The sequence below is a fragment of the Herbaspirillum sp. alder98 genome, assembly GCF_020179755.1.
Classification (GTDB): domain Bacteria; phylum Pseudomonadota; class Gammaproteobacteria; order Burkholderiales; family Burkholderiaceae_D; genus Herbaspirillum.
In genome coordinates this window covers 169,294-189,597 of the sequence record NZ_JAIUCY010000002.1, presented here as the reverse complement: position 1 = coordinate 189,597, position 20,304 = coordinate 169,294, and the positions used below count along the sequence as shown (strand labels likewise).

Here is a 20,304-nt window from a genome sequence, read left to right as displayed (position 1 = left end):
ACCTGAACTACAATGGCCGGGATTTTTAACCGACCGGCGGTGCTCCAACTCCCTTTGCAGCCCTTACCTTCTCGCATGAAAACCAGCACAACACTGATCTGCACGGGCCTGATGGCGCTGGGCCTGGCCCACGGCGCACAAGCCGCCTACAACGTCTGGACCAACGAATACACGCTGTCCAAGAAAGACCTGGAAACGGCGATTGCGCCGCAGTTTCCGCGCAAGCTGAAGTATATGGACTTGTTCGACGTGACCTTGAGCAACCCGCGACTGGGCATGGATGCGCCCAACAACCGCCTCACCACCGTGGTCGACGCCCAGATCGCCAATCAATGGCTCCTGGCGCGCCCGGTCAATGCGGTGCTGACCATGAGCAGCGGTTTCAAGTACGACGCCCCGTCACGCTCGTTGCGCCTGGATGCGCCCAAGGTAGACAACGTCGATTCGAAAGACCTGCCGCCGCAGTACGCCCAGCAGCTCACCGCCCTGGGCAATGCCGCCGCCGACCAGTTGCTGCGCGATTATGCCGTCTATACCTTCACGCCCGAGCAGTTGCAGATGAACGGCAAGCGCTTCGAGCCGGGCAAGATCACGGTCGACAAAGAGGCGGTGAAGGTCGAGATCATCGAGCAGTAGCAGCCAGGGTCGGATAAGCCGACAGCGTCATGCTGAAACCGTCGGCGCCGCGGCTGTCGAGGGCGGCATGCCCGCCGACCGGCAGCGTCACCAGGTCGCGCACATGACCGAACGGCAGGCCGGTGACGATCGGCGTGGCGAACCGCCCGCGCAGGAAGGCCAGCATCTCCGCGAAGTCATAGCCATTGTCGATCTCGGCCAGCCGGTAACTGGCAAAGTCGCCCAGCACGATCGCCTTTTGCCGCGCCAGGATGCCGGCCGCCTCCAGCTGCAACAGCATGCGCTCGACGCGAAACGGATGTTCGTTCACATCTTCCAGGAACAGGATGCCGCCATCGACCTGCGGCATCCAGGGACTGCCGACCAGATGCGCGACCATGGCCAGGTTGCCGCCCCACAGGACACCCTCGCATTGCAGCGCCGGACTACCGGAGTCGGTACTGCGGTCACCGGGGCTGCCACCGCTGTGCGAATGAATCGTCACCTGCGGCGAACCCAGCGTGCGCCAGAACTGCTGCAACGCGCCCCATTGCGGCTCGACGGCGCCAAAGTCGCCATTGAGCATGGGGCCGGCGAAGCTGACCCCGCCCGCCTTGAGCCAAGCCAGGTGCAGCGCCGTGATGTCGCTGTAGCCGACCAGCAACTTGCCGCTGGCGGCCAGGGCATCGAGATCGAGCAGCGGCAGGATCCGCGAGACGCCATACGAGCCGCGCAGGGCCAGGATCACCTGCACCTGCGGGTCGGCCGCAGCCTCCATCAGCTGCGCCGCGCGCGCCGCATCGCTGGCGCCGAAGCGCAGGTAGCGCTGGTCGTGCCGATAATGGTTAGTGACCGTGCAACCCATCGATTCGAGCAAGGCCACGCCGCGCTCGACGGCGGCGGGGTCCGGCGCATAGCCCCCCGGCGCCACGATGGCCACATGCGTGCCGGGCGGGACCAGCGTGTCGATGCTGTCGGCTGAGAGCGTCATGCGTGAGTATCCTTGGGTTGGTCGCCGGTGGAGGCGAGTTGCCGCTGCTGCTTCGACTGCGCGCGGCGCATGGCGAAGAAATCCCTGAGCAACTGGCCGCATTCGTGTTCCAGCACCCCGCCCTTGAGCGCGGTATGGTGATTCAGTTTTTCCTGCTCGAACAGGTTCAGCACCGAGCCGCAGGCGCCGGTCTTGGGGTCGGATGCGCCATAGACCACCCGCTCCAGGCGGGCGTGCATCATGGCCCCGGAACACATGACGCAGGGCTCCAGCGTGACATACAATTCGCAACCCGGCAGGCGGTAATTGCCCAGCTTCTCTGCCGCCTGGCGCAAGGCCATGATCTCGGCGTGCGCAGTCGGATCATGACGGCCGATCGGGTGATTGAAACCCACGCCGATGATTTCGCCATCCTTGACCACCACTGCGCCCACCGGCACCTCGCCCAGCGCCCAGGCGTGGCCAGCCTGCGCCAGGGCGGCGCGCATATGGCGCAACTCGGCGGGCTCCTCGGCTTGCTGCAATTGACTCATGGACTTAATCGGACGTGACTTCGGCCCAGCAATTGGGCGTTTCGTGCAGCACCACCTTTTGCAGGTGCAGGCCGGTGCCGTAGCGATCCTGGTAGGCCGCCTTGAGAATGTTGAATGCGGTGCGCGCCAGGTTCTCGACCGTCGGGATGCTGTCGATCACCACCGTCTTGTGGCCCGGCAGGCTGGCCAGGAAGTCGCGCACCGGCTGGTCTTTTTCGTACACCAGGAAGGCATGGTCCCAGACATCGACCAGATGTTCCTTGGCCAGCGCCTTGATGTCGGAAAAATCCATGATCATGCCGTTGTCCGAGTTGCCCTCGATATCGATCACGGCGCCCGTCAACGTGATCTCGAGCGTATAGCGATGACCGTGCAGGTTGCGGCACTGGCTCTTGTGGTCGGGGATGCGGTGACCGGCATCGAATTCGAGTTTGCGGGTAATTGTCAGCATGTAGAGTCTGGATCAGGGAATGTGCAACAGCTTGTGGGTCTGGATACTCAGCTTCCACTTCGGATTGTTCTTGACCATATTGATGGCCAGGGTGGTATTGGCGGCGGCGTCAGGCCCATCCATCGGTTGCAGCAGGAAGTGCGCGAAATCCAGCTTCTCGTAGTCGGCCAGCGGTTGGCCGGCCTGCGGCACCACCACCTTCAGCTCGCTGCCACGCGTGACCTTCAGCTCGGAACCCATCTTGGGACTGACGCAGATCCAGTCCACGCCTTCGGGCACGGCAATGGTGCCATTGGTCTCGATGGCGATCTCGAAGCCGACCGCGTGCATCGCCTCGATCAGCGGGCCGTCCAGCTGCAGCAGCGGTTCGCCGCCGGTAAACACCACATACTTGCTGGGCGCATAGGTGGCCGGCCACAGGCTGTCGATCTTGGCCGCGAGATCCTGGGGCGACTTGAACTTGCCGCCGTTCTCGCCATCGGTGCCGACGAAATCGGTATCGCAGAACTGGCAGGTGGCGCTGGCGCGGTCCTGCTCGCGCCCGGTCCACAGGTTGCAACCCGAAAAACGGCAGAACACGGCCGGACGCCCTGCATGGGCGCCCTCGCCTTGCAGGGTGTAGAAGATTTCTTTGATGCTGTAGGTCACGATAATGGGGCGGCACCGCGAACGGGCCGCAAAAGAAGAACAGGTGTCGGCGATGGTGAACTCACCGGCAGCGATTGATATCGAGGCAGATTTTCCGACCGCCCAAGGGCGGCATTATAGCGGCTCGGACACCGGGACGCAGCCGGCAGATGGTTGGCCTGCGCTTATGCTGTTGTTTTTGGCAAGCCATTTATTGCCTCACTGCAATTTATTGCCCGACACAATATACGGCCACACTAAACGTCTTAGCACCTTGATCAATAAAAAAAGGACCCGCGATGAAAGTGTTGATCTTTGGCGCCAGCGGCATGGTGGGCCTGGGTGTGCTGCGCGAATGCCTGGTCGCCCCGGACGTGACCCAGGTCACCACGCTGGGCCGCGGCCCCGCCGACACCAGCCTGTTTCGCCGCGACCGGATGGACGCCGGCTTCAACTACGCCGTGACCAAGAAGCTGCGCCAGCTGGTGCACGCCGACATGTTCGACTATCGCGACATCGAATCAGCACTCACCGGTTTCGACGCCTGTTTCTTCTGCCTCGGCGTATCGTCGCTGGGCATGCAGGAAGACGCCTATGCCCGCATCACCTACGACCTGACCATGGCCGCCGCCCGCACCCTGCAGCGCCTCAACCCGGACCTGACCTTCATCTATGTGTCGGGCGCCAGCACCGACAGCAGCGAACAGGGCAAGAGCATGTGGGCGCGGGTCAAGGGCCGCACCGAAAATGCCTTGCTGGGACTGGGTTTCAGGCACGCCTACATGTTCCGTCCCGGCGCCCTGATCGCCCTGCACGGGGTGCGCTCCAAGACCCCCGCCTATCGTATTCTTTATCCCATCCTGTGGCCGCTGTTACCGCTGCTGCGGGCAATCTGGCCCGACCGCATCCTCACCACCGAGCAGATCGGCCGCGCCATGCTGGCCGCAGCCCGGCAAGGCGCCGACAAGGGCGTGCTCGAAACCGCCGATATTCGCCGCCTGGCATAAGCCGGGCGCCCATCCCGGCCAGGCATCGCTGTTATCCGGATGACAAGAGCTGCTGCGAGTTTGCAACGCGCTGACAGACGTCATTGGTATTACCTGTTAGCATTCGCCGCGAATTAGTTAGCCAGGTAATGCGAGGATGCAGAGCAAGCCAATGAAAGAAATCAGCCACAAAGTCATGATGTCCCGGCGCAGCCTGATGCTGACCGGCATCACCCTCCTGGGCAGCTACGTCGCCCTGTCGAGCCTGCCCTCGTGGGCCGTTCCGCAAGAGGACGCCACCCTGCAGGCGCAGTTCATGCGCCTGTCCAACCTGCTGATCAATCACCGCCTCAACCCGGCCGTGGGCGCGCGCATCCTGAAGGTCGCCGCCCAGGAGCATGCCGACCTGCCGGCCATGATGGGCCAGCTCATCGGCATCGCCGAGGCAAAGAAAGCCACCGTGGTCGAGGACTTCTTTGGCGACATCCCGGAAGGCCCGCTGCAGGCGCTGGCGCACTGGATCATCTTCTGCTGGTACACCGGCAGTTCGTCGGCCAAGCGCGATGCCAAGGTCTTCACCTATGAAGAGGCACTGACCTACCAGACCACGCTGGACGTGGTCGCCATTCCGTCTTACGGCATCAGCGGGCCTAACCGCTGGAGCCAGGTCACCGTAGCGCTGGCAGACATGCCGCGCTTCTGAACGCACTTCACCCAGCCAGAGTCAATTCGTATGAACAGCAATAGCAACGCCGACGTCGTCATCGTCGGCACTGGCGTCGTCGGCGTCCTGATCGCAGAACAGCTCCTGGACGCAGGCATTTCGGTCCTGATGCTGGAAGCCGGCCCCCGCGTGGCGCGCTCCGACATCGTCGAGAACTTCCGCAACCTGCCGCTGGCGCTGAAGGGCGATCCATCGTCCTGCTACCCGCCCCGCCCGTGGGCGCCGCACCCGATGCCTTCCAGCGAGAACCCGGAAGACCACTACCTGGAACTGACCGGCCCCGACAAGTACGCCCAGACCTTCATCCGCTACGCCGGCGGCTCGACCTGGCACTGGGCCGGCACCTGCTGGCGCCTGACCCCGGACGACATGCGCCTGCATTCGCGCTATGGCGTGGGCCGCGACTGGGCCTTCGGTTACGACGAGCTGGAACCCTTCTACACCCGGGTCGAGCACAAGCTGGGCATCTGCGGCCCGTCTGAACCCGAGCTGCAATGGCCGCCGCTGCGTTCGCAACCGTACCCGATGCCAGCCTTGCCCTTCAGCCCCGGCGAGCAGCGCTTCACCGACGTCGTCAAGTCGCTCGGCTACCGCAACATCCCGACCGCACAGGCCCGCAACAGCGGCATCCCCTACGATGACCGCCCGGCCTGCTGCGCCAATAACAACTGCGTGCCGGTGTGCCCGGTCGGCGCCAAGTACGACGCCGCCACGGCGCTGGGTCGCCTGGAAGCCAAGGGCGCCACCATCCTGACCGACGCCGTGGTCTACCGGGTCGACACCGATGGCCGCAACCAGGTCGAAGCGGTCAACTATTTCGACGCCAACAAGCAGACGCACCGCATCAGCGGCAAGATCTTCGTGCTGGCCTGCAACGGCATCGAAACGCCCAAGCTGCTGCTGATGTCGGCCAACAGCCGCAACGCCAATGGCCTGGCCAACAGCTCCGACCAGGTCGGCCGCAACATGATGGATCACCCGCAACTGACGATGACCTTGACCCTGTCCGAGCCGTACTGGTCGGGCGTGGGTCCGGTGGTCAACAGCGGCATCATGGAAACCTCGCAGGGCGACTTCCGCTCCGAGCACGCCGGTGCCTACTTCCGCTATAACAATTTCGCGCGCAATCGCTTCGTCACCTTCGGCGCCTTGAAGAAGGGCCTGGTAGGACGCGCGCTGGATGAAGAAATCCGCCGCATGGCCGGCTGCACCGCCGACATCGTGCTGGCGCATGAAGTCTTGCCCGACCCGAACAACCGCCTGACCCTGTCCACCAAGAAGGACTGGCTGGGCCTGCCGCGCCCGGCGATTCATTACGACGTGGGCGACTACACCCGCCGTTCGGCCGAAAACTATTCGCTGCCGATCGGCAAGCGCATTGCCGAAGCGATGGGCGCCACCGATATCAAGATCAGTCCCAAGTTCGCGCAGAGCAAGCACATCATGGGCGGCACCATCATGGGTACTGACCCAGCCAATGCGGTGGTCGACGCCGAATGCCGCGCCTACGACCACCAGAACCTGTTTCTCCCGGGTGGTGGCGCCATGGCCAGCACCGCCTGCGGCAACAGCACCATCAGCATGGCAGCGCTGGGCCTGAAAGCGGCCGACGCCATCGTGCGCCAGATGCGAAAGGCGTGAGATGAAAACTTTATCTAAAACCATTCAGGCCACTTTCGCCGCCCTGCTCTGTACCCTGACGCTAACGGCCCAGGCCAGCACGGCCACGCCAACCGCAACCCCGGCTGCAACCCAGGCCGACCAGGCCGTCATCGAACGCGGCCGTTACCTGGCGGTGGCCTCAGACTGCATCGCCTGCCACACCACGCCGCGCGGCAAGCCGATGGCCGGTGGCACCTCGATCGCCTCGCCGGTGGGGGCAATCGTCGCCACCAACATCACGCCCTCGAAGCAGTTCGGCATCGGCAACTACACCGAGACCCAGTTCGCCGATGCGTTGCGCAAAGGCGTGCGTGCCGACGGCGCCCACCTGTATCCGGCGATGCCCTACACCGCGTACTCGGTCATGACGGACGCCGACATCCATGCGCTGTACCTGTACTTCATGAAGGCGGTGCAACCGGTGGACCAGGCCACGGCCGAGACCAGCCTGCCCTTCCCGATGAACATCCGCCTGTCGATGAAGGGCTGGAATGCGCTGTTCCTCAATGACAAGCCACTGGCGCCGGTGGCCGACCGCAACGAACAATGGTTGCGCGGACGCTACCTGGCGGAAGGCCCGGCGCACTGCAGCACCTGCCATACGCCACGCGGTTTCCTGATGCAGGAAAAGCTGGACCTGCAGCTCTCCGGCGCCCAGGTCGGACCGTGGTATGCGCCTAACATCACGCCCCACAAGACCAGCGGCATCGGATCGTGGAGCCAGGCCGAGCTGGTGACCTATCTGAAGACCGGCCGCGTGGAGGGTAAAGCGCAGGCCGCCGGCAGCATGGCCGAAGCCATCACGCACAGCTTCAGCCACCTGACCGATGACGACCTGCAGGCCATCGCCGTCTACATCCTGGACCGCCCAGCCATCGCCGATGACAAGAGCGAGGTGCAGCGCACCCGTTTCGACCAGGGCAAGGCGGGCAATGCGCTGGCCGCTTTCCGCGGCTTGCCCGCCGGTGCGACGACCGATGAAGAGGTACGCGGCGCGCGCATCTTCTCGGCCAGTTGCGCCTCGTGCCACGGCTATAACGGCCAGGGCACCAAGGACGGCTACTACCCCAGCCTGTACAAGAACTCGGCCACGGCTGGCGTGAATCCCAGCAACCTGATCGCCACCATCCTGTACGGCGTCGAGCGCGAAACCAAGGACGGCGGTCATGTGTTCATGCCGCCCTTCGGCAATCAACCGAACGCGCTCAATTCGCTCTCCAACGACGATGTGGCCGCGCTGTCGAACTACGTGCTGAAGTACTACGGCAATCCCAGCGTGAAGGTAACCCACGATGATGTCGAGGTGATTCGCCAGGGGGGGCCGCAATCGAACCTGTTGCTGCTGGCGCGCATCGGCATGGTGGTCGCAGGCGTGCTGGTATTGGCGCTGCTGGTGTGGCTGCGCACGCGCAAGAAGCGTCCGGTGCGGATCAACGAGAACGACTGGAAGTAAGACGACTTGCTTCACTCCGGATGATGAAAAAAACGCCGTTGCGACTTGGTCGGAACGGCGTTTTTTTAACGAGGCTGGAAAGAGACCGCTATGTCAATCGATTGACAAGGGCCTTGACCCATTGCTCCGCAGTACCCAGCGAGTACATATCTTGTTGAATTGATTTCAGGTATTTATTTGCCACCTGCATTACTTCTTCCTTATCTTTTTTTAGCAAAACACTTAGCCCCGCAATCTCCCCCAGGCGGAGAGCAGCGTTTCCGCTGAACCATGACGCAAGGACGTCTTCGCGCGCGTATCGATCAAACAATTCCTCTGATGAATTTACGATGCATCCATTACTGGAAATGACATCTTTCAACCGACTGACCTCCGCATCAAAAAATTCGTCGATTCGAATACCGATGAACCGCCACTTCATATACTGAGCGAGATTGAAAGTTTGAAGACAGGGAACATCCAATACCTTAGCGTCTCGAAACCAACGATATCCATCCCCCCAACTTTCTTTCATTGTATCGACACAAAATTCATACGCTGAATCGCTTCGCCATCCGATTCGAATAGAGACAATCTGCGATGCTGGCTTGAAGGCCAGCCAAAGAAAAGTCCGAACGGCTCTTTCACTGCCCCCCGCATTCTCAATCCACGTGCCAGATGCCAAGGGCGCGTTCCTCTTGTTTACAATGGTGAATCCTAGTTGCTCAAATTCAGCAGTGATTCGGCGGATATGTTCTGAAATGGCCATTCGCTCAAATAGAATTGAGGCATATAGGTAAACGATGAGAACAAAGCGGCCGCAGGCCGCCATCTCCAATTGTTGAATCGCAATCAGACTGAAATATTTAGTAACGAAATTATCAATAATTAAGTTATCTAAAAGTTACCACCCTATTTTCGACGGCGAATCGATTCTGTGCCTCAACAATTCCAATCTCGAATTATTTTTTTCTACGAAATTAACGCCATCGTCAACGAAGTCACGGATGTGTGCCAGGAACGCCCCCACAGCTTTGCCGGCAAGGCTGACATGAAAAAATGCACTCTCTGCCACGCTTATCGGGGGGATCACTTGGCATCATTCACCTGATCTAACCCTCCCTTGCGCCTCTGCACCAGCACCTTCGTCATACCATAGACGCCAGTAAAAATCGCCGCCCCCACAATCCCCGCCAACGCACCGGCGATGACTGCCGATATCGTGTGGGCATCCAGCGCCACGCGGGCGAACATGGTCAGCAAGGTGATCGGGATCTGGTACCAGAGATGCCACCAGCCGTATCTTCTGCCCACGAAATATGCCGCGCACGAGGCCATTGACGCATGGCCGGACGGCAGGTTGTAACGACCTCCATTCGGTCGCTCGCCGAGCCGGACGCCGGCGACGATCACGCGGTCCAGCGAATGCTTCAGGCCATGGGTCAGTGCCGTCGAGCCGACGCCGATATAAATGTTTTGCATGAACCCGATGGCATCGCGCTTGATGATCGGCAGCGCCACCTGAACAATCGTATTGATGAACCGACCCTGGTCTTCGATGGCATGGATGAACGGATGCTCACTGGATGGGCGATCCCGGTGGGTGGTGGGATCGGACGGCAACAACACCGTCAGCAGGATCCCGAAAGAACACGCCGCGATCAGCAGCCAGGGGCGTTGCACCTGGACGTGGGCGGCCTTTGCCAGCGATTTCAGGCTCATCGCGCCCCCGCCAGCCGGAACACGTCACGCGCCGGATCGGCGACCGCGCTGCGCAATCCCAGTGCCCCCATCACGCTGTGCGCGACGTGCATCTGTGAGAACTGGCCATCGAGGCGGCGTGGCGGTGCGCCGCCCGAGCGCGGACCATGCGATTGCCAGAATACGAAGGGAATATCCTTTTGCACGTCAGGCGCAATCGACCATGGCGTGCCATGCAGATATAGCCCGGACTCGCCCAGCGATTCGCCGTGATCGGACACGTAGATCAGGGAAGACGGCAAGTCGAGGCGGCGCAACATGGCGATGGCGCTGCCCACCACGAAGTCGGCATAAAGGATGCTGTTGTCGTAGGCATTGACCAGTTCTTCCTGCGAGCACAGGTCCAGTTGAACCGATTTGCAGACCGGCGTGAACACCTCGAATCGCGCCGGATAACGCGTGTGATAGGCCGGACCATGGCTGCCGGCCAGGTGCAGCACGATCAACTGGCGTGGCTGGGATGAACCGGTGATGCGCGCTTCCAGTCCACGCAAGAGCCCTTCGTCATGCGTGCATTCATCCGCGCGACAACCTTCGGCAATATGCTCCAGGCGTTCCAGGTGCTGGACCTGCATCGGCGGTTCGCCGCCGTTGTGACTGCGCCAAGTGACGTCCACGCCATTGCGCTGGAGATAGGTGGTGAGCGGTTCCCACGTCGGCGTGCTGCCCGGCGCTTCGAAGGCCAGCAGGCATTCCAGCGCGGCCGTCGTGTAGGTGGCGCATGCGCGCGCCTTCACGACGGTGACGCCGGCGTGATCCATGCTGGGTGTGGTCGGTCGCCCATAGCCATACAGCGCATGGTTCTGCTGCCGGGCCGATTCGCCGATGACCAGCACCACGACCCGCCGCGCCTGGCTACCGGGCTGTTCTTCTGTTACCGGCGGCAGCTGCGCCCGCTGCTGCGGTGCAGCCGCGCCGGCCAGATGACGCGCGCCGTTAACGAGGTAGGACCACGGCAAGACCTTGCCGCCGAGCTGCTTGGCGTGCTGGTCGATCCACAGCCATGTGGAAGCCGTGCCGTATAGCCAGAGCAGCGCGACGATGGCAGTCACCGCTGGCAGTATCAGGCGCCGGGCGAAGGGGGTCGGACGCAGCCTGAGCCGTGACACGATAGAAGATGGGATCAAGCCGAGTGCGATCAGGTACAGCAACAGCGTCGGATGAAACAGATCGCTCGCCTCGGCCAGATTGGTGTTGAACAGGTTGCCCATCATCGAACGATCGAGCACCACGCCATAGCTCACCATGAAATACAAAGCGACTGCATTGCCTGTGATGAACAGACAGATCAGCGGCTTGAGCAGCCATTGCGCGACCAGGGCGACCAACGACAGCAGCAGGATGGTGATGCTGGTCACGATCAGCAGCAGCGTCAGCACGATCCAGACCGAGCTGCGTGCGGTCGCCTCCAGATTGGCCAGGGTGAACGCCAGCAGCGGTATATGGAAGACCAGCGTATTGAACAGCCCGTAAGCCAGGATCAGGCGGTTGGATCCCATGCCATGGCGGCCAGGACGAAAATCGATTTCTCGCATCGCGTTCTTTCTTCAACACGGTTTGTCTTGGGTACCGACCGCCGTCGCCGGAACCTGAATCGCGGGGAATTCGCAGGCAAGACTTCTCCCTGCCTGCTGTCGCGGGCATCAAAAAACGCTGGGTCGTTCAAGGAGAAAAGGAAATGGCGCCGTAGTGACGATCGGCACCCTGGTTAATCGGCAGGCCCGGATTCTAGCAGCGGCTTGCGGCGAAAATCCTGCCCGGCTAACACAATCGAAAACTTATGAATCGCATCCAGGGGGAATGCAGAAACCGCACCCGACGATATTCGGATGCGTTGCATGGGATGAGACTTTCGGGGGGATAGGGGGAAATGCTGGTAGTACTAAAATGATCGCGCAGCGTTCATAACAGCAATCTGTCACTGCACTCAGCGGGGGTACTGAGGCATGAGATGAAACAAGTGCATCTGGAGTGTACAGGAAGACGATTAAGAAAAGCGGCCGCTGGTCGCCATCTTCAATCTTTCAATCACCAGAACCTCCGGAATCTGCGGTGTCGCAAAGAATAACAACTGAGTTTCCCGACATCATTACTGGACTTCCCACGGCGATCAGAAGGCTGGCCGGTCCGGTCAGGCCAGCAACGTCGACAGCAGATTGTTGCCGAACGGGTCGTCCAGCGGTGCGTAGGTACTAGCCTGCGCGGGATTCCAGAGCGGCTGGGCCAGGTTGACGGCGCTGGCCACGCCGAGCACGCGCGCGGTATGGTGTCGTTCATCGGCGCCGTTGTCGCCGCCGAGGCTGCGCCGGGACGACGCCATGAGGTCGCGCAACTCCATGACGCTGCCCATCTGCACCGCCGGCACGGCGGTGCGCGTGCTGGGCGCAGGCAGCCATTGCGCAGCTTGCGCCAGCACCGACGAGAAACCCTGTTGCGCCTCTTGCCGCACCGCTTCGACCAGTTGCGTCAATTGGCTCTCGCCGGCCATGCTGTCGAGCGCCTCACGGCTGGGGGGGCGCATGCCATCCTCTTCACGGGCCAGCGTTGACATCGGCGGTGCAGGCATGTCATCGGCCTGGGCCTCGAACCGGCCGAGGTCGAGGCCGCCCAGCGACACGCACAACCGGGCGAGGTCGACGGCATCATGCGGATCGGGTTCACTTCCCGTGTTGACGGTCATATTCATCCTTGAGCAGCCCGAAGTTGACCGACAGCGCCTTGAACTCCTCGGCCTTCGCTGCCTTACGGTCGTTGAAACTCTGTGCCTGCTCTCCATCCTCCCGTTTCACCTTGTCGGGATGCTTGAGCAAGGAATCCTTGTAATACTGTTTCTTTGCGCTCGCAAACTGAGCCTCCGAGATCGGCTCGCCATATTGCAGGCCAAAGGCTTTCAGGGCGTCGCTCAGTTTTTGCTGCTCCGGATCCAGCTTTTTAGGATCGCCACCAGGACTTGCCCCAGCGGGACCGCCTGCCGCCTGCGGGTGAGGCGGCGGCGCAGTGCCTGGCGTGTCAAACTGGACGCTGGCCTTGCCGGTCTGCAGATTGACCGACACGCGCGCGCGCCGCCCCTGCGCATCGGCCTGCGACCAGTCGGAATTGAGCTGGCGATGCCCGGTGCGGGGATTATTTTCTTCGTTCAACCGGATGGGTGGCTTGCCGGGCAGGAAGACGCACATGGTGCGCCGTGCGATACCATCCTGCCCTGTACCCCATTGATTCGTGGCCAGACTTGCGCCATGGGCGTTCCTGGTCCATTGCCAGGTTTGCCCTGTGGCGTGCTCGTAAGTCTTGCAGGACTGGATGCCTTGCTGGTTGTGCTGGCTCCACGGCGTCTGGGTGACCATCCTGCCACTCAGCAAATCAAGAGTGGTCTGGGTCGGCTGGCCGTTGCCGCTCACGGCATTCCAGCGCAACTGCATGCCAGAGCAATCATAGAACGCCCCCAGACCGGAGAAGCGCGCGTTAAACGGCAACTGAAACGGCAACTGAAACGGCGATAAATGATGGCCCGGACGCCCCCCGCCGCCCATGCCGGAAAAATGGCTCGATACGCCCGATGACGATGGAAAGCGGCCGTGCAACTGCGCCATGAGCCCGCCCTGCAACCGGGCAAATTGCATGCGCGCCTGCGCTATGGCCGCCGGCACACCTGCCCGACCCGCCTGCAGCCGGGCCGTGCCGTGTGCGGAATAGGCATGAAATTGCGCACTGAACGGACCTTTTCGCAATGGCGCGGCGGCCATCCCTGGCGTCTTCGCCAGATTGGATCGCAGCGCTTCCTGCGCCAGGCCCACCGCGTTCATGCCCGCAAGTCGCATCGATGTTCCCCTTCCCGGAATCTGATGGATGCAACTGAGTGGACTTGCATGGCTCTGCGGTTCCGTGCGTGGCGGAGGTGGGATGAAACGGGCGCGTCACTCCGCCGTCAACGCCGCCACCGGATCCAGTTTCGCGGCCTTCTTGGCGGGCATGTACCCGAACAGCAGTCCGGTAAATACCGAACAGCAGAATGCCGCAGCAATCGCCGTCAACGAAAAGATCACCGGCGCGCCCATGACGATCAAGCCGATGCCGACCAGCAGACCGACCAGCACGCCAGCGCTGCCGCCGACCACCGTCACCAGCACCGCTTCGGTCAGGAACTGGCGCATGATGTCGCGCTGACGCGCGCCGGTCGCCAGGCGGATGCCGATTTCGCGGGTGCGCTCGCGTACCGTCATCAACATCACGTTCATCACGCCGATGCCGCCCACCAGCAATGACACCGCCGCCACCAGCGACAGCATCAGGGTCATCGTGTCACGCGTCTTGGCTTCGGCCGCAATCGATGCCGCGGCGTTGCCGATGGCGAAGTCGCGGATGCGATGCCGCTCCAGCAGCAAGGCTTCTACCTGCGCCTGGGTGTCGTGGATGCGGCCGACATCGGCCACCGCCATCACGGTATAAGTCGGTTCGCGCTGTCCGAAAACCTTAACCCCGGCAGTCGAGAACGGCATGATCAGCAAATTGTCTTCGTCGCGATCGCCCGTCAGCGCGCCCTTCTGGCTCATCACACCGACCACCTGGAAAGGCACGTTGCCGATCAATACGTGCTGCCCGACCGGGTCGTCGATACCCGGCATCAGTTCACGCGCCAACTTGAAACCCAGCACCGCCACCGAGGCCAGTTCGCGTTCGTCGTCGGCCGAGAAGAACGCGCCCTTGGCCAATGGCCAGGTTTGGATCTCGGGCAAACCGGCACCGGTGCCGCGCACATAGGTCTGTATGTCCTGATTGCCGAACCGCACCACCTTGTTGCCCGTCACATTGGGTAATACGTGGGTGATGTTAGGCACGTCGGCGACCGCTTCGAGGTCTTGCAGCGTGATGCTGCGCCCGGGAATGCGCGAGCTCTCGCCCACCGACGACATGTACATCAGGTTGGAGCCAAAGCGCCCCAGCTGCGCCACCACCTGCTGGCGCGTGCCAAGCCCGATGGCCATCATCACGATCACCGAGGCCACGCCGATGACAATGCCCAGCAAGGTCAGCCCGGTGCGAAACCGGTTGATCCACATCACGCGCCAGGCAGCGCGCGCGGCTTCGCGCAACTCGGCCAGCCACAGGCGTGGCGGGTCCGGGGTGTGGTCGGGCGAACTGGCCGGGTCGGGCATCACCTGGCCGGCATTGCCGGCGGTGCCGCCGCTGTCGGCGACGATGGCGCCATCACGCACTTCGATGACGCGGCGCGCCTGCGCCGCGACGTCGCGATCATGGGTGATCAGGATGATGGTGTGGCCGGCATCGGCCAACTCGTTGAACAGCTTCATCACCTCGGCGCCGCTGCTGCTGTCAAGCGCGCCGGTCGGTTCGTCGGCCAGGATGATGCGCCCGCCATTCATCAGCGCGCGGGCAATCGATACCCGCTGCTGCTGGCCGCCGGAGAGTTGATGCGGGCGGTTGTCCAGCCGGTCGCCCAGGCCCAGGCGCGTCAGCAAGGCACTGGCGCGCTGATGTCGCTGCTGCTCGGACATGCCGGCATAGATGGCCGGCACTTCGACGTTCTCGCGCGCCGATTCGGTGGGAATCAGGTGATAGCCCTGGAACACGAATCCGAAGGCTTCGCGCCGCAGCCACGCCAGCCGGTCGGCGTCGAAGCCGGATACATCGCTGCCGTTGAATCGGTAAGCGCCACTGCTGGGCCGATCCAGGCAACCCAGCAGATTCATCAGGGTCGACTTGCCCGAACCGGAAGCGCCAACGATGGCGACGAATTCACCCTGGCGGATCGAAAGACTGACACCGCGCAATACCTCCACCGCCGGTGCGCCGCCCTGCCCGCCATAAGTCTTGCGGATGTCGACCAGCTCGATCAGTGGCGCATCGTCGTGCGCTGCGCTCACAGCTGGAACCTCTTGACCCCACCTTGTTGCTGCTCGCCGGTGACGATGCGCTCGCCCTCGGCCAGGCCGTCGACGATCTCGGCGCTGACGCGGTTGCGCACGCCGATCTTCACCACCCGCTGCTGCGGCCTACCGTCGGCATCCATGACGCGCACGGTCCAGGCGCCTTGGCCGGACTGAGGGCGCAAGGCCGCCAGGGGCGCCACCACCACGTCGCGCGCGGACGCGGCAACGAAATTGACCTGCGCCGTCATCTGCGGCATCAACTCGCCATCGCCGTTATCGACATCGAACAAGGCGGTATAGACAATGACCTTGTTAGTCGATGGCGCCAGCGCGCTGTCGGCGCTCTTGCCTTCGGGGCTGGGCGGCGCGGGCAACACTTGCCGCACTTTTCCATGCCAGCGACGACGCTCGCCGCCCAGCGTGGTGAAGTACACCGGCATGCCGGCGCGCACGCGGCGCACCTCGGCCTCGGAGACTTCGGTCCATACCGTCATCGCGCCCAGGTCGGCGATGCGCATGATGCTGGGGGTCTGGTAGGTGGCGTTCAGGGTCTGGCCTTCACGCGCATCGACCGACACCACCGTGCCGTCCATGGTGGCGTAGATGCGGGTGTAACCCAGGCGTACTTCGTCGGCCTGCACGGTGGCCGAGGTCTGCACGATCTGGGCCTTGAGGTGCTCTACCCGGGCCGCGGCCTGGGCCAGGTTGGCGCCGGCGATGTCGAGGTCTTCGGCGCGCGTGGCGCCACCGGCGTCGAGCTGGCGCTGGCGGTTTGCTTGCTGGCCGGCCAGCAGATGCTGCGCCTGCTGCTCTGCCAGCTGCGCACGCAGGCCGGTGAGCGAAGCGCGGCCGGCATCGACCGTAGCCTTTTGCACGCTGGGGTCGATCTCGACCAGCAGTTGCCCCTTCCTGACCGCATCCCCCGCCTGCACATGCAAGCGCAATATCTGCCCCGAGACCTGCGCGCCGACATCGACGAAACGACGCGGCTGCAACTTGCCCACCGCTGAGACGCTGGATTCGATGTCGCCCCGCCCGATCACGGCCGTGTCATAAGTCACACCCGGGCGCGTAGCCCACCATGCCACCGCCGAAATAACAAATACCGTCGGCACTGCCGCCATCCACCACCGCTTGCGTCCTGCCTTCATGCTTCCCCTGAACTACCTGATTATGATTGCGTGCGCTGCGCCAGCGGACTAACGCGGCACTTCGAAACTGAGCGTGGCCACGTGGCGCACGTCGGTATATTCGCGGCCGTCGATGGTGACCGAACCGTTGACCTTGGCCGTCACCTGCAGTACGTACAGCCCCGGGAACGGCGTGGGCATCGTGATGCTGCCATCCTTGGCGGGACGCAGCACGCGACGCCAGCCCTCGGAGGTCTCGACGTTGACCTGGGTGGCGCTGACGGCCTCGCCCTTCCACATCAGGCGGAAGGTGTCGCCCCCGGGTGTCGTCGGCACCAGTTCGAGGTCGTTGACGGCCTTGGTGTCGAGCCGGCCGTAACGGGCCTGATAGAACACCACGGTGTTGGCGCCGGTGACTTCGCGTGCCGAGAAACGCAGGTCCTGCCCGGCCTGCACGGCGTCGATGCGCAGGTGATCGCCTTCGACCGACAACGGCAGGCTGGCCGCGTTGGCGGCCGGGATCGCTTGCGGCATCTGGATCTTGGGCATGGCGGCGTCGCGCTTGTCGAGCTCGCCCGAATACACCCTAAAGCGCGCATTGCCGGCGTCGGCCGCGCTGTCCTTCTCGAGCCAGAGGTAGTTGGCGTAGGCCGGATTGGCCAGCGCCAGCGATGCGGTCAACGCCACCGCCGACAATAACTGCTTGCGCCCGACCGCCAGCGCGCCCGACATCGTGGCGCGCGAGATGGTGGCGCCCGACTTGGCGTGTGATGGTGGCAGTGCAGAATCTTTCTTGTACAGGTCATTCATGATGTGCCCTCAGCGGAGCAGCTGATTGCGCGCTCCATATAGATGATAATTATTCTCATCTAATTATAGCGTCAGTTGCCGCCACCTGAACTTGATATGCACTACAAAACGTAACTTTTTTTGAGCCAGGCCACCGAATTTACCTATGAACGGTGGCCTTATGTACTAACACATTGAAACAATCAGCTGATTGCCTGCGCCATCAGAACTCGATGCGGGCGTTCAGGCTGAGCGTGCGCGGCGCGCCGGCAAACAGGTAGTTGGTGCCGTTATAGACCCAGTAGCGACGGTCGGTCAGGTTCTGGATCTGGGCGTTGAAGGTGACATCCTTGCCGCTCAGACGAGTACGGTAGATCGCGCCCGCGTCAAACACGTGGTACGCGGGCAGGTCCATATTGGTGGTCGAGTTCAACTTCGAGATACCGACATAGCGACCGCCGGCATTGAGACTGAGTCCGGCCACCTGCGGCACCCGATAACGCACGCTGGCAGTGGCCTGGAAGCGCGGCGTGCCGACCACATCACGACCTTCGAGTGCCGCCGTGGTCTGCTGGTACTTGGCGTCGAGCCACATGGCGCCGCCCGACAGCGAGAGCGCCGGCGTCAGGTCATAGCGACCCGAGACATCCAGCCCCTGGTAACGCGTTTCACCATCCTGCACATAGTAGTTGGCCGTGTTGACGTATTCGGCTGCGCGCTGGATACGGAACAAGGCAGCGCTGGTCATCCATTGCGCGCGCTCGGTCTTGACGCCCAGTTCGACTTGCTTGCTCTTGATCGGCCCCATCACTTCGTTGTAGTTGAGGGTCCGTGCGCCACTGCTGTTGAAGCCGGCGGTGCCGCCGCGCTCGAGCGCCTCGACATAACTGCCGTAGAGCGTGGTGTCGGCGGTCGGCTTGAACATCAAGGCGATGGTAGGCGTGAGCGGATTGCGCTTGTATTGGCTGGTGGTGGCGCCGGCGGTGTTATAGCCTTCCTGGTTGAAGCGCGTGTAGCGCAAGCCGGCGATGATCGACCAACGCTCGCCCAGGCTTAGCGTATCGCTGGCAAATATCGCATCCTGCGTGATCTCTGACGAGCGGTACTGGGTATGGGTGCTGTTGTTGACGCCTCCGGTCGACAGCGTGGTATCGCGATAGAGATTGCCGGTGCCGATGGCGGTGGTGGAGCCGGCGCGGTCGGACAATGACTGGTACTGCTGGCGCGCTACGCCGAATGCCAGCTGGTGACCGATGGCGCCGGTCTTGGCGCGCCCCTCCAGCATGGCCTGCAACTGCTGGAACTGGAAGCCGTAGATGCCGGCGCTCTGCGAGGAAGAGGTGGCGCCGGCGGCGTTGGTGATGTTGACGGTGCTGTAGACATAGTCCACGTCTTCGCGCGAATAACGATAGGAAATGCTGGACTTCCAGTCGTCATTGATGCGCCACTGCAAGCCGGTGGTCACCATGATGTTTTCATTATCGTAGTAGCTGCCTTCGGGCTGCTGCTTGGTCGATGGATCCGGCACCGTCGGAATCGCCAGCCCGGCGCCCAGCGCATAGCCCCAGAAGGCGTTGCCCTTGGACTGACGCTTGGCGTACAGGGTATCGAAGCTCCAGGTGAGGTCGGGCGTCATCTTCAGGTCGAGCGCCAGTGACGCGGCGTCGCGCACCAGCTCGCCGCCGTTGAAATACGTGCCGCCCTGCTCGTGCACCAGGTTGACCCGGTATCCCAGTTTCTTGTCGCCGGCCCGCCCGCCGATGTCGATATGTTCCGAACGCAGCGAGCCGCTCTTGTAGCCGACATCGACGGCAAAGGTATCTTCTTCGGTCGCGCGCTTTTGCACGTAATTCATGATGCCGCCGGGCGAGCCGAAACCGTACATGAATCCGGTCAGGCCCTTGAGCAACTCGACCCGCTCGAACATTTCCATCGGCAACAGCTCATTGCCCCAGCCGGGAATGGCCAAGCCATCGACCTTGAAGCCGTTGGTCGCATCGATGCCCAATCCACGCACCAGGATAGATGAGCCGCGCCCGTATTCGCCACTGGACGAGGTCACGGAAGGATCGAAACGAAAAGCCTGTTCGATGGTGCTCACCTGGCGATCCTGGATGTCTTCCTTGTCGACCACGCTGATCGAAAACGGTGTATCGAGTACCGAGCGTGCGCCCAGGGCGCCGGCCGCAGCCGCGCGCTTGAGGCCGGTGCCGGTGTCGCTGCTGGCGACCACAGATACCGTCGGCAGCGCGCTGACGCTCTCGCCTGCAGCACGCTTCTGGATCACGATGCCGCCGTCGGCGCGACGTTCGGCCTGCAAGCCGCTACCCGACAACAACAACTCCAGCGCACGCTCGTGACTGTAACTGCCGCTCAGTGCCGGGCCCTGCTTGCCACGGGTGATTTCCGGATCGACCACCAGCAAGCTGCGCGACTGCGCCGCGAACTGGTTCAGGGACTGGTCCAGGGGGCCGGCCGGGATGTCGTAGCGCTGTTGCTGCGCCTGCCCCGCCGGTGCGCCTTGCGCCGCTGCGGGCAAGGTGGCGATGCCAATGGCCAGCGCCAGGCTGCCCGCCATGAGCACATGAGAAGTGGTGGAAAGCGCCCGCACAGAGCGGGCAACAGGGGCTTGGCGCATTATTATCGGTCCTCGTTAGACGTTTGGTGAATGTGTGCTTCACCTCCATGACGAACGAGAAGACAAAAGTGCTACGG

18 protein-coding genes are annotated in these 20,304 nt (G+C 62.6%); 5 read left to right on the top strand and 13 right to left on the bottom strand.

All coding sequences use genetic code 11. The annotated features are described in order from the left end of the window. Positions 1-75 precede the first annotated feature (75 nt). Positions 76-636 (top strand): DUF1439 domain-containing protein, encoded by a 561-nt coding sequence (locus LBW87_RS05730; protein WP_225200487.1) that lies wholly within the window; start codon positions 76-78, stop codon positions 634-636. Here LBW87_RS05730 and ldcA read toward each other — a convergent pair. The 4 genes from ldcA to queE are packed head-to-tail and all read right to left on the bottom strand — an operon-like array spanning position 623 to position 3,238. After that, positions 623-1,606 carry a muramoyltetrapeptide carboxypeptidase gene (ldcA, locus tag LBW87_RS05725; protein WP_225200486.1) on the bottom strand — a complete coding sequence of 328 codons (984 nt, stop codon included), beginning with the start codon at positions 1,604-1,606 and terminating at the stop codon, positions 623-625. The genes LBW87_RS05730 and ldcA overlap by 14 nt on opposite strands. Next, positions 1,603-2,139 (bottom strand): tRNA adenosine(34) deaminase TadA, encoded by a 537-nt coding sequence (gene tadA, locus LBW87_RS05720; protein WP_225200485.1) that lies wholly within the window; start codon positions 2,137-2,139, stop codon positions 1,603-1,605. The genes ldcA and tadA overlap by 4 nt, the downstream gene beginning before the upstream one ends. Before the next feature lie 4 nt (positions 2,140-2,143). Beyond that, the gene (gene queD, locus LBW87_RS05715) at positions 2,144-2,590 is read right to left on the bottom strand and encodes a 6-carboxytetrahydropterin synthase QueD (RefSeq protein ID WP_225200484.1); all 447 of its coding nucleotides are present in this window, start codon (positions 2,588-2,590) and stop codon (positions 2,144-2,146) included. Between the two features lie 12 nt (positions 2,591-2,602). Continuing rightward, positions 2,603-3,238, bottom strand: a complete 636-nt coding sequence (gene queE, locus LBW87_RS05710; protein ID WP_225200483.1) for a 7-carboxy-7-deazaguanine synthase — start codon at positions 3,236-3,238, stop codon at positions 2,603-2,605. Between the two features lie 278 nt (positions 3,239-3,516). On the opposite strand from queE, the gene LBW87_RS05705 reads away from it, so the two are divergent. The 4 genes from LBW87_RS05705 (at position 3,517) to LBW87_RS05690 (ending at position 8,042) form a co-directional block, all read left to right on the top strand. Next, positions 3,517-4,224, top strand: coding sequence for an epimerase (locus LBW87_RS05705; protein WP_225200482.1), 708 nt, complete (start codon positions 3,517-3,519; stop codon positions 4,222-4,224). A gap of 151 nt (positions 4,225-4,375) precedes the next feature. Next, a complete protein-coding gene (locus tag LBW87_RS05700) occupies positions 4,376-4,906 on the top strand; it encodes a sorbitol dehydrogenase family protein (protein ID WP_225200481.1) in 531 nt (176 codons plus the stop codon). Positions 4,907-4,936: 30 nt separating this feature from the next. Then, a complete protein-coding gene (locus tag LBW87_RS05695) occupies positions 4,937-6,568 on the top strand; it encodes a GMC family oxidoreductase (protein WP_225200480.1) in 1,632 nt (543 codons plus the stop codon). Between the two features lies 1 nt (position 6,569). Continuing rightward, complete coding sequence (locus tag LBW87_RS05690) at positions 6,570-8,042, top strand: c-type cytochrome (RefSeq protein WP_225200479.1); 1,473 nt, start codon at positions 6,570-6,572, stop codon at positions 8,040-8,042. 88 nt (positions 8,043-8,130) lie between these two features. Here the strand turns inward: LBW87_RS05690 and LBW87_RS05685 are convergent, their stop codons facing one another. The 9 genes from LBW87_RS05685 to LBW87_RS05645 form a co-directional block, all read right to left on the bottom strand. After that, complete coding sequence (locus tag LBW87_RS05685) at positions 8,131-8,790, bottom strand: hypothetical protein (protein WP_225200478.1); 660 nt, start codon at positions 8,788-8,790, stop codon at positions 8,131-8,133. 320 nt (positions 8,791-9,110) lie between these two features. Further along, entirely contained in the window at positions 9,111-9,743 is a 633-nt protein-coding gene (locus LBW87_RS05680; protein WP_225200477.1) for a phosphatase PAP2 family protein, read from the bottom strand. Next, the gene (locus LBW87_RS05675) at positions 9,740-11,317 is read right to left on the bottom strand and encodes a sulfatase-like hydrolase/transferase (protein ID WP_225200476.1); all 1,578 of its coding nucleotides are present in this window, start codon (positions 11,315-11,317) and stop codon (positions 9,740-9,742) included. Before LBW87_RS05675 ends, LBW87_RS05680 begins: the two co-directional genes overlap by 4 nt. Positions 11,318-11,913: 596 nt before the next feature. After that, positions 11,914-12,462, bottom strand: a complete 549-nt coding sequence (locus LBW87_RS05670; protein WP_225200475.1) for a hypothetical protein — start codon at positions 12,460-12,462, stop codon at positions 11,914-11,916. After that, positions 12,440-13,600, bottom strand: coding sequence for a hypothetical protein (locus tag LBW87_RS05665; protein WP_225200474.1), 1,161 nt, complete (start codon positions 13,598-13,600; stop codon positions 12,440-12,442). Before LBW87_RS05665 ends, LBW87_RS05670 begins: the two co-directional genes overlap by 23 nt. A gap of 96 nt (positions 13,601-13,696) precedes the next feature. Continuing rightward, positions 13,697-15,664, bottom strand: coding sequence for a MacB family efflux pump subunit (locus LBW87_RS05660; RefSeq protein WP_225200473.1), 1,968 nt, complete (start codon positions 15,662-15,664; stop codon positions 13,697-13,699). Continuing rightward, a complete protein-coding gene (locus tag LBW87_RS05655) occupies positions 15,661-16,821 on the bottom strand; it encodes an efflux RND transporter periplasmic adaptor subunit (protein ID WP_225200472.1) in 1,161 nt (386 codons plus the stop codon). Before LBW87_RS05655 ends, LBW87_RS05660 begins: the two co-directional genes overlap by 4 nt. Positions 16,822-16,869: 48 nt before the next feature. Then, positions 16,870-17,610, bottom strand: a complete 741-nt coding sequence (locus LBW87_RS05650; RefSeq protein ID WP_225200471.1) for a hypothetical protein — start codon at positions 17,608-17,610, stop codon at positions 16,870-16,872. 202 nt (positions 17,611-17,812) lie between these two features. Continuing rightward, the gene (locus tag LBW87_RS05645; protein ID WP_225200470.1) at positions 17,813-20,227 is read right to left on the bottom strand and encodes a TonB-dependent siderophore receptor; all 2,415 of its coding nucleotides are present in this window, start codon (positions 20,225-20,227) and stop codon (positions 17,813-17,815) included. Positions 20,228-20,304: the final 77 nt, after the last annotated feature.

Coding starts and splice junctions, on each gene's coding strand:
- LBW87_RS05645 (WP_225200470.1), bottom strand. CDS start 20,227: ATGCGCCAAGCCCCTGTTGCCCGCTCTGTGCGGGCGCTTTCCACCACT.
- ldcA (WP_225200486.1), bottom strand. CDS start 1,606: ATGACGCTCTCAGCCGACAGCATCGACACGCTGGTCCCGCCCGGCACG.
- LBW87_RS05650 (WP_225200471.1), bottom strand. CDS start 17,610: ATGAATGACCTGTACAAGAAAGATTCTGCACTGCCACCATCACACGCC.
- LBW87_RS05730 (WP_225200487.1), top strand. CDS start 76: ATGAAAACCAGCACAACACTGATCTGCACGGGCCTGATGGCGCTGGGC.
- queD (WP_225200484.1), bottom strand. CDS start 2,590: ATGCTGACAATTACCCGCAAACTCGAATTCGATGCCGGTCACCGCATC.
- LBW87_RS05690 (WP_225200479.1), top strand. CDS start 6,570: ATGAAAACTTTATCTAAAACCATTCAGGCCACTTTCGCCGCCCTGCTC.
- LBW87_RS05680 (WP_225200477.1), bottom strand. CDS start 9,743: ATGAGCCTGAAATCGCTGGCAAAGGCCGCCCACGTCCAGGTGCAACGC.
- LBW87_RS05695 (WP_225200480.1), top strand. CDS start 4,937: ATGAACAGCAATAGCAACGCCGACGTCGTCATCGTCGGCACTGGCGTC.
- LBW87_RS05705 (WP_225200482.1), top strand. CDS start 3,517: ATGAAAGTGTTGATCTTTGGCGCCAGCGGCATGGTGGGCCTGGGTGTG.
- LBW87_RS05655 (WP_225200472.1), bottom strand. CDS start 16,821: ATGAAGGCAGGACGCAAGCGGTGGTGGATGGCGGCAGTGCCGACGGTA.
- LBW87_RS05665 (WP_225200474.1), bottom strand. CDS start 13,600: ATGCGACTTGCGGGCATGAACGCGGTGGGCCTGGCGCAGGAAGCGCTG.
- LBW87_RS05685 (WP_225200478.1), bottom strand. CDS start 8,790: ATGGCCATTTCAGAACATATCCGCCGAATCACTGCTGAATTTGAGCAA.
- LBW87_RS05670 (WP_225200475.1), bottom strand. CDS start 12,462: ATGACCGTCAACACGGGAAGTGAACCCGATCCGCATGATGCCGTCGAC.
- LBW87_RS05675 (WP_225200476.1), bottom strand. CDS start 11,317: ATGCGAGAAATCGATTTTCGTCCTGGCCGCCATGGCATGGGATCCAAC.
- tadA (WP_225200485.1), bottom strand. CDS start 2,139: ATGAGTCAATTGCAGCAAGCCGAGGAGCCCGCCGAGTTGCGCCATATG.
- LBW87_RS05700 (WP_225200481.1), top strand. CDS start 4,376: ATGAAAGAAATCAGCCACAAAGTCATGATGTCCCGGCGCAGCCTGATG.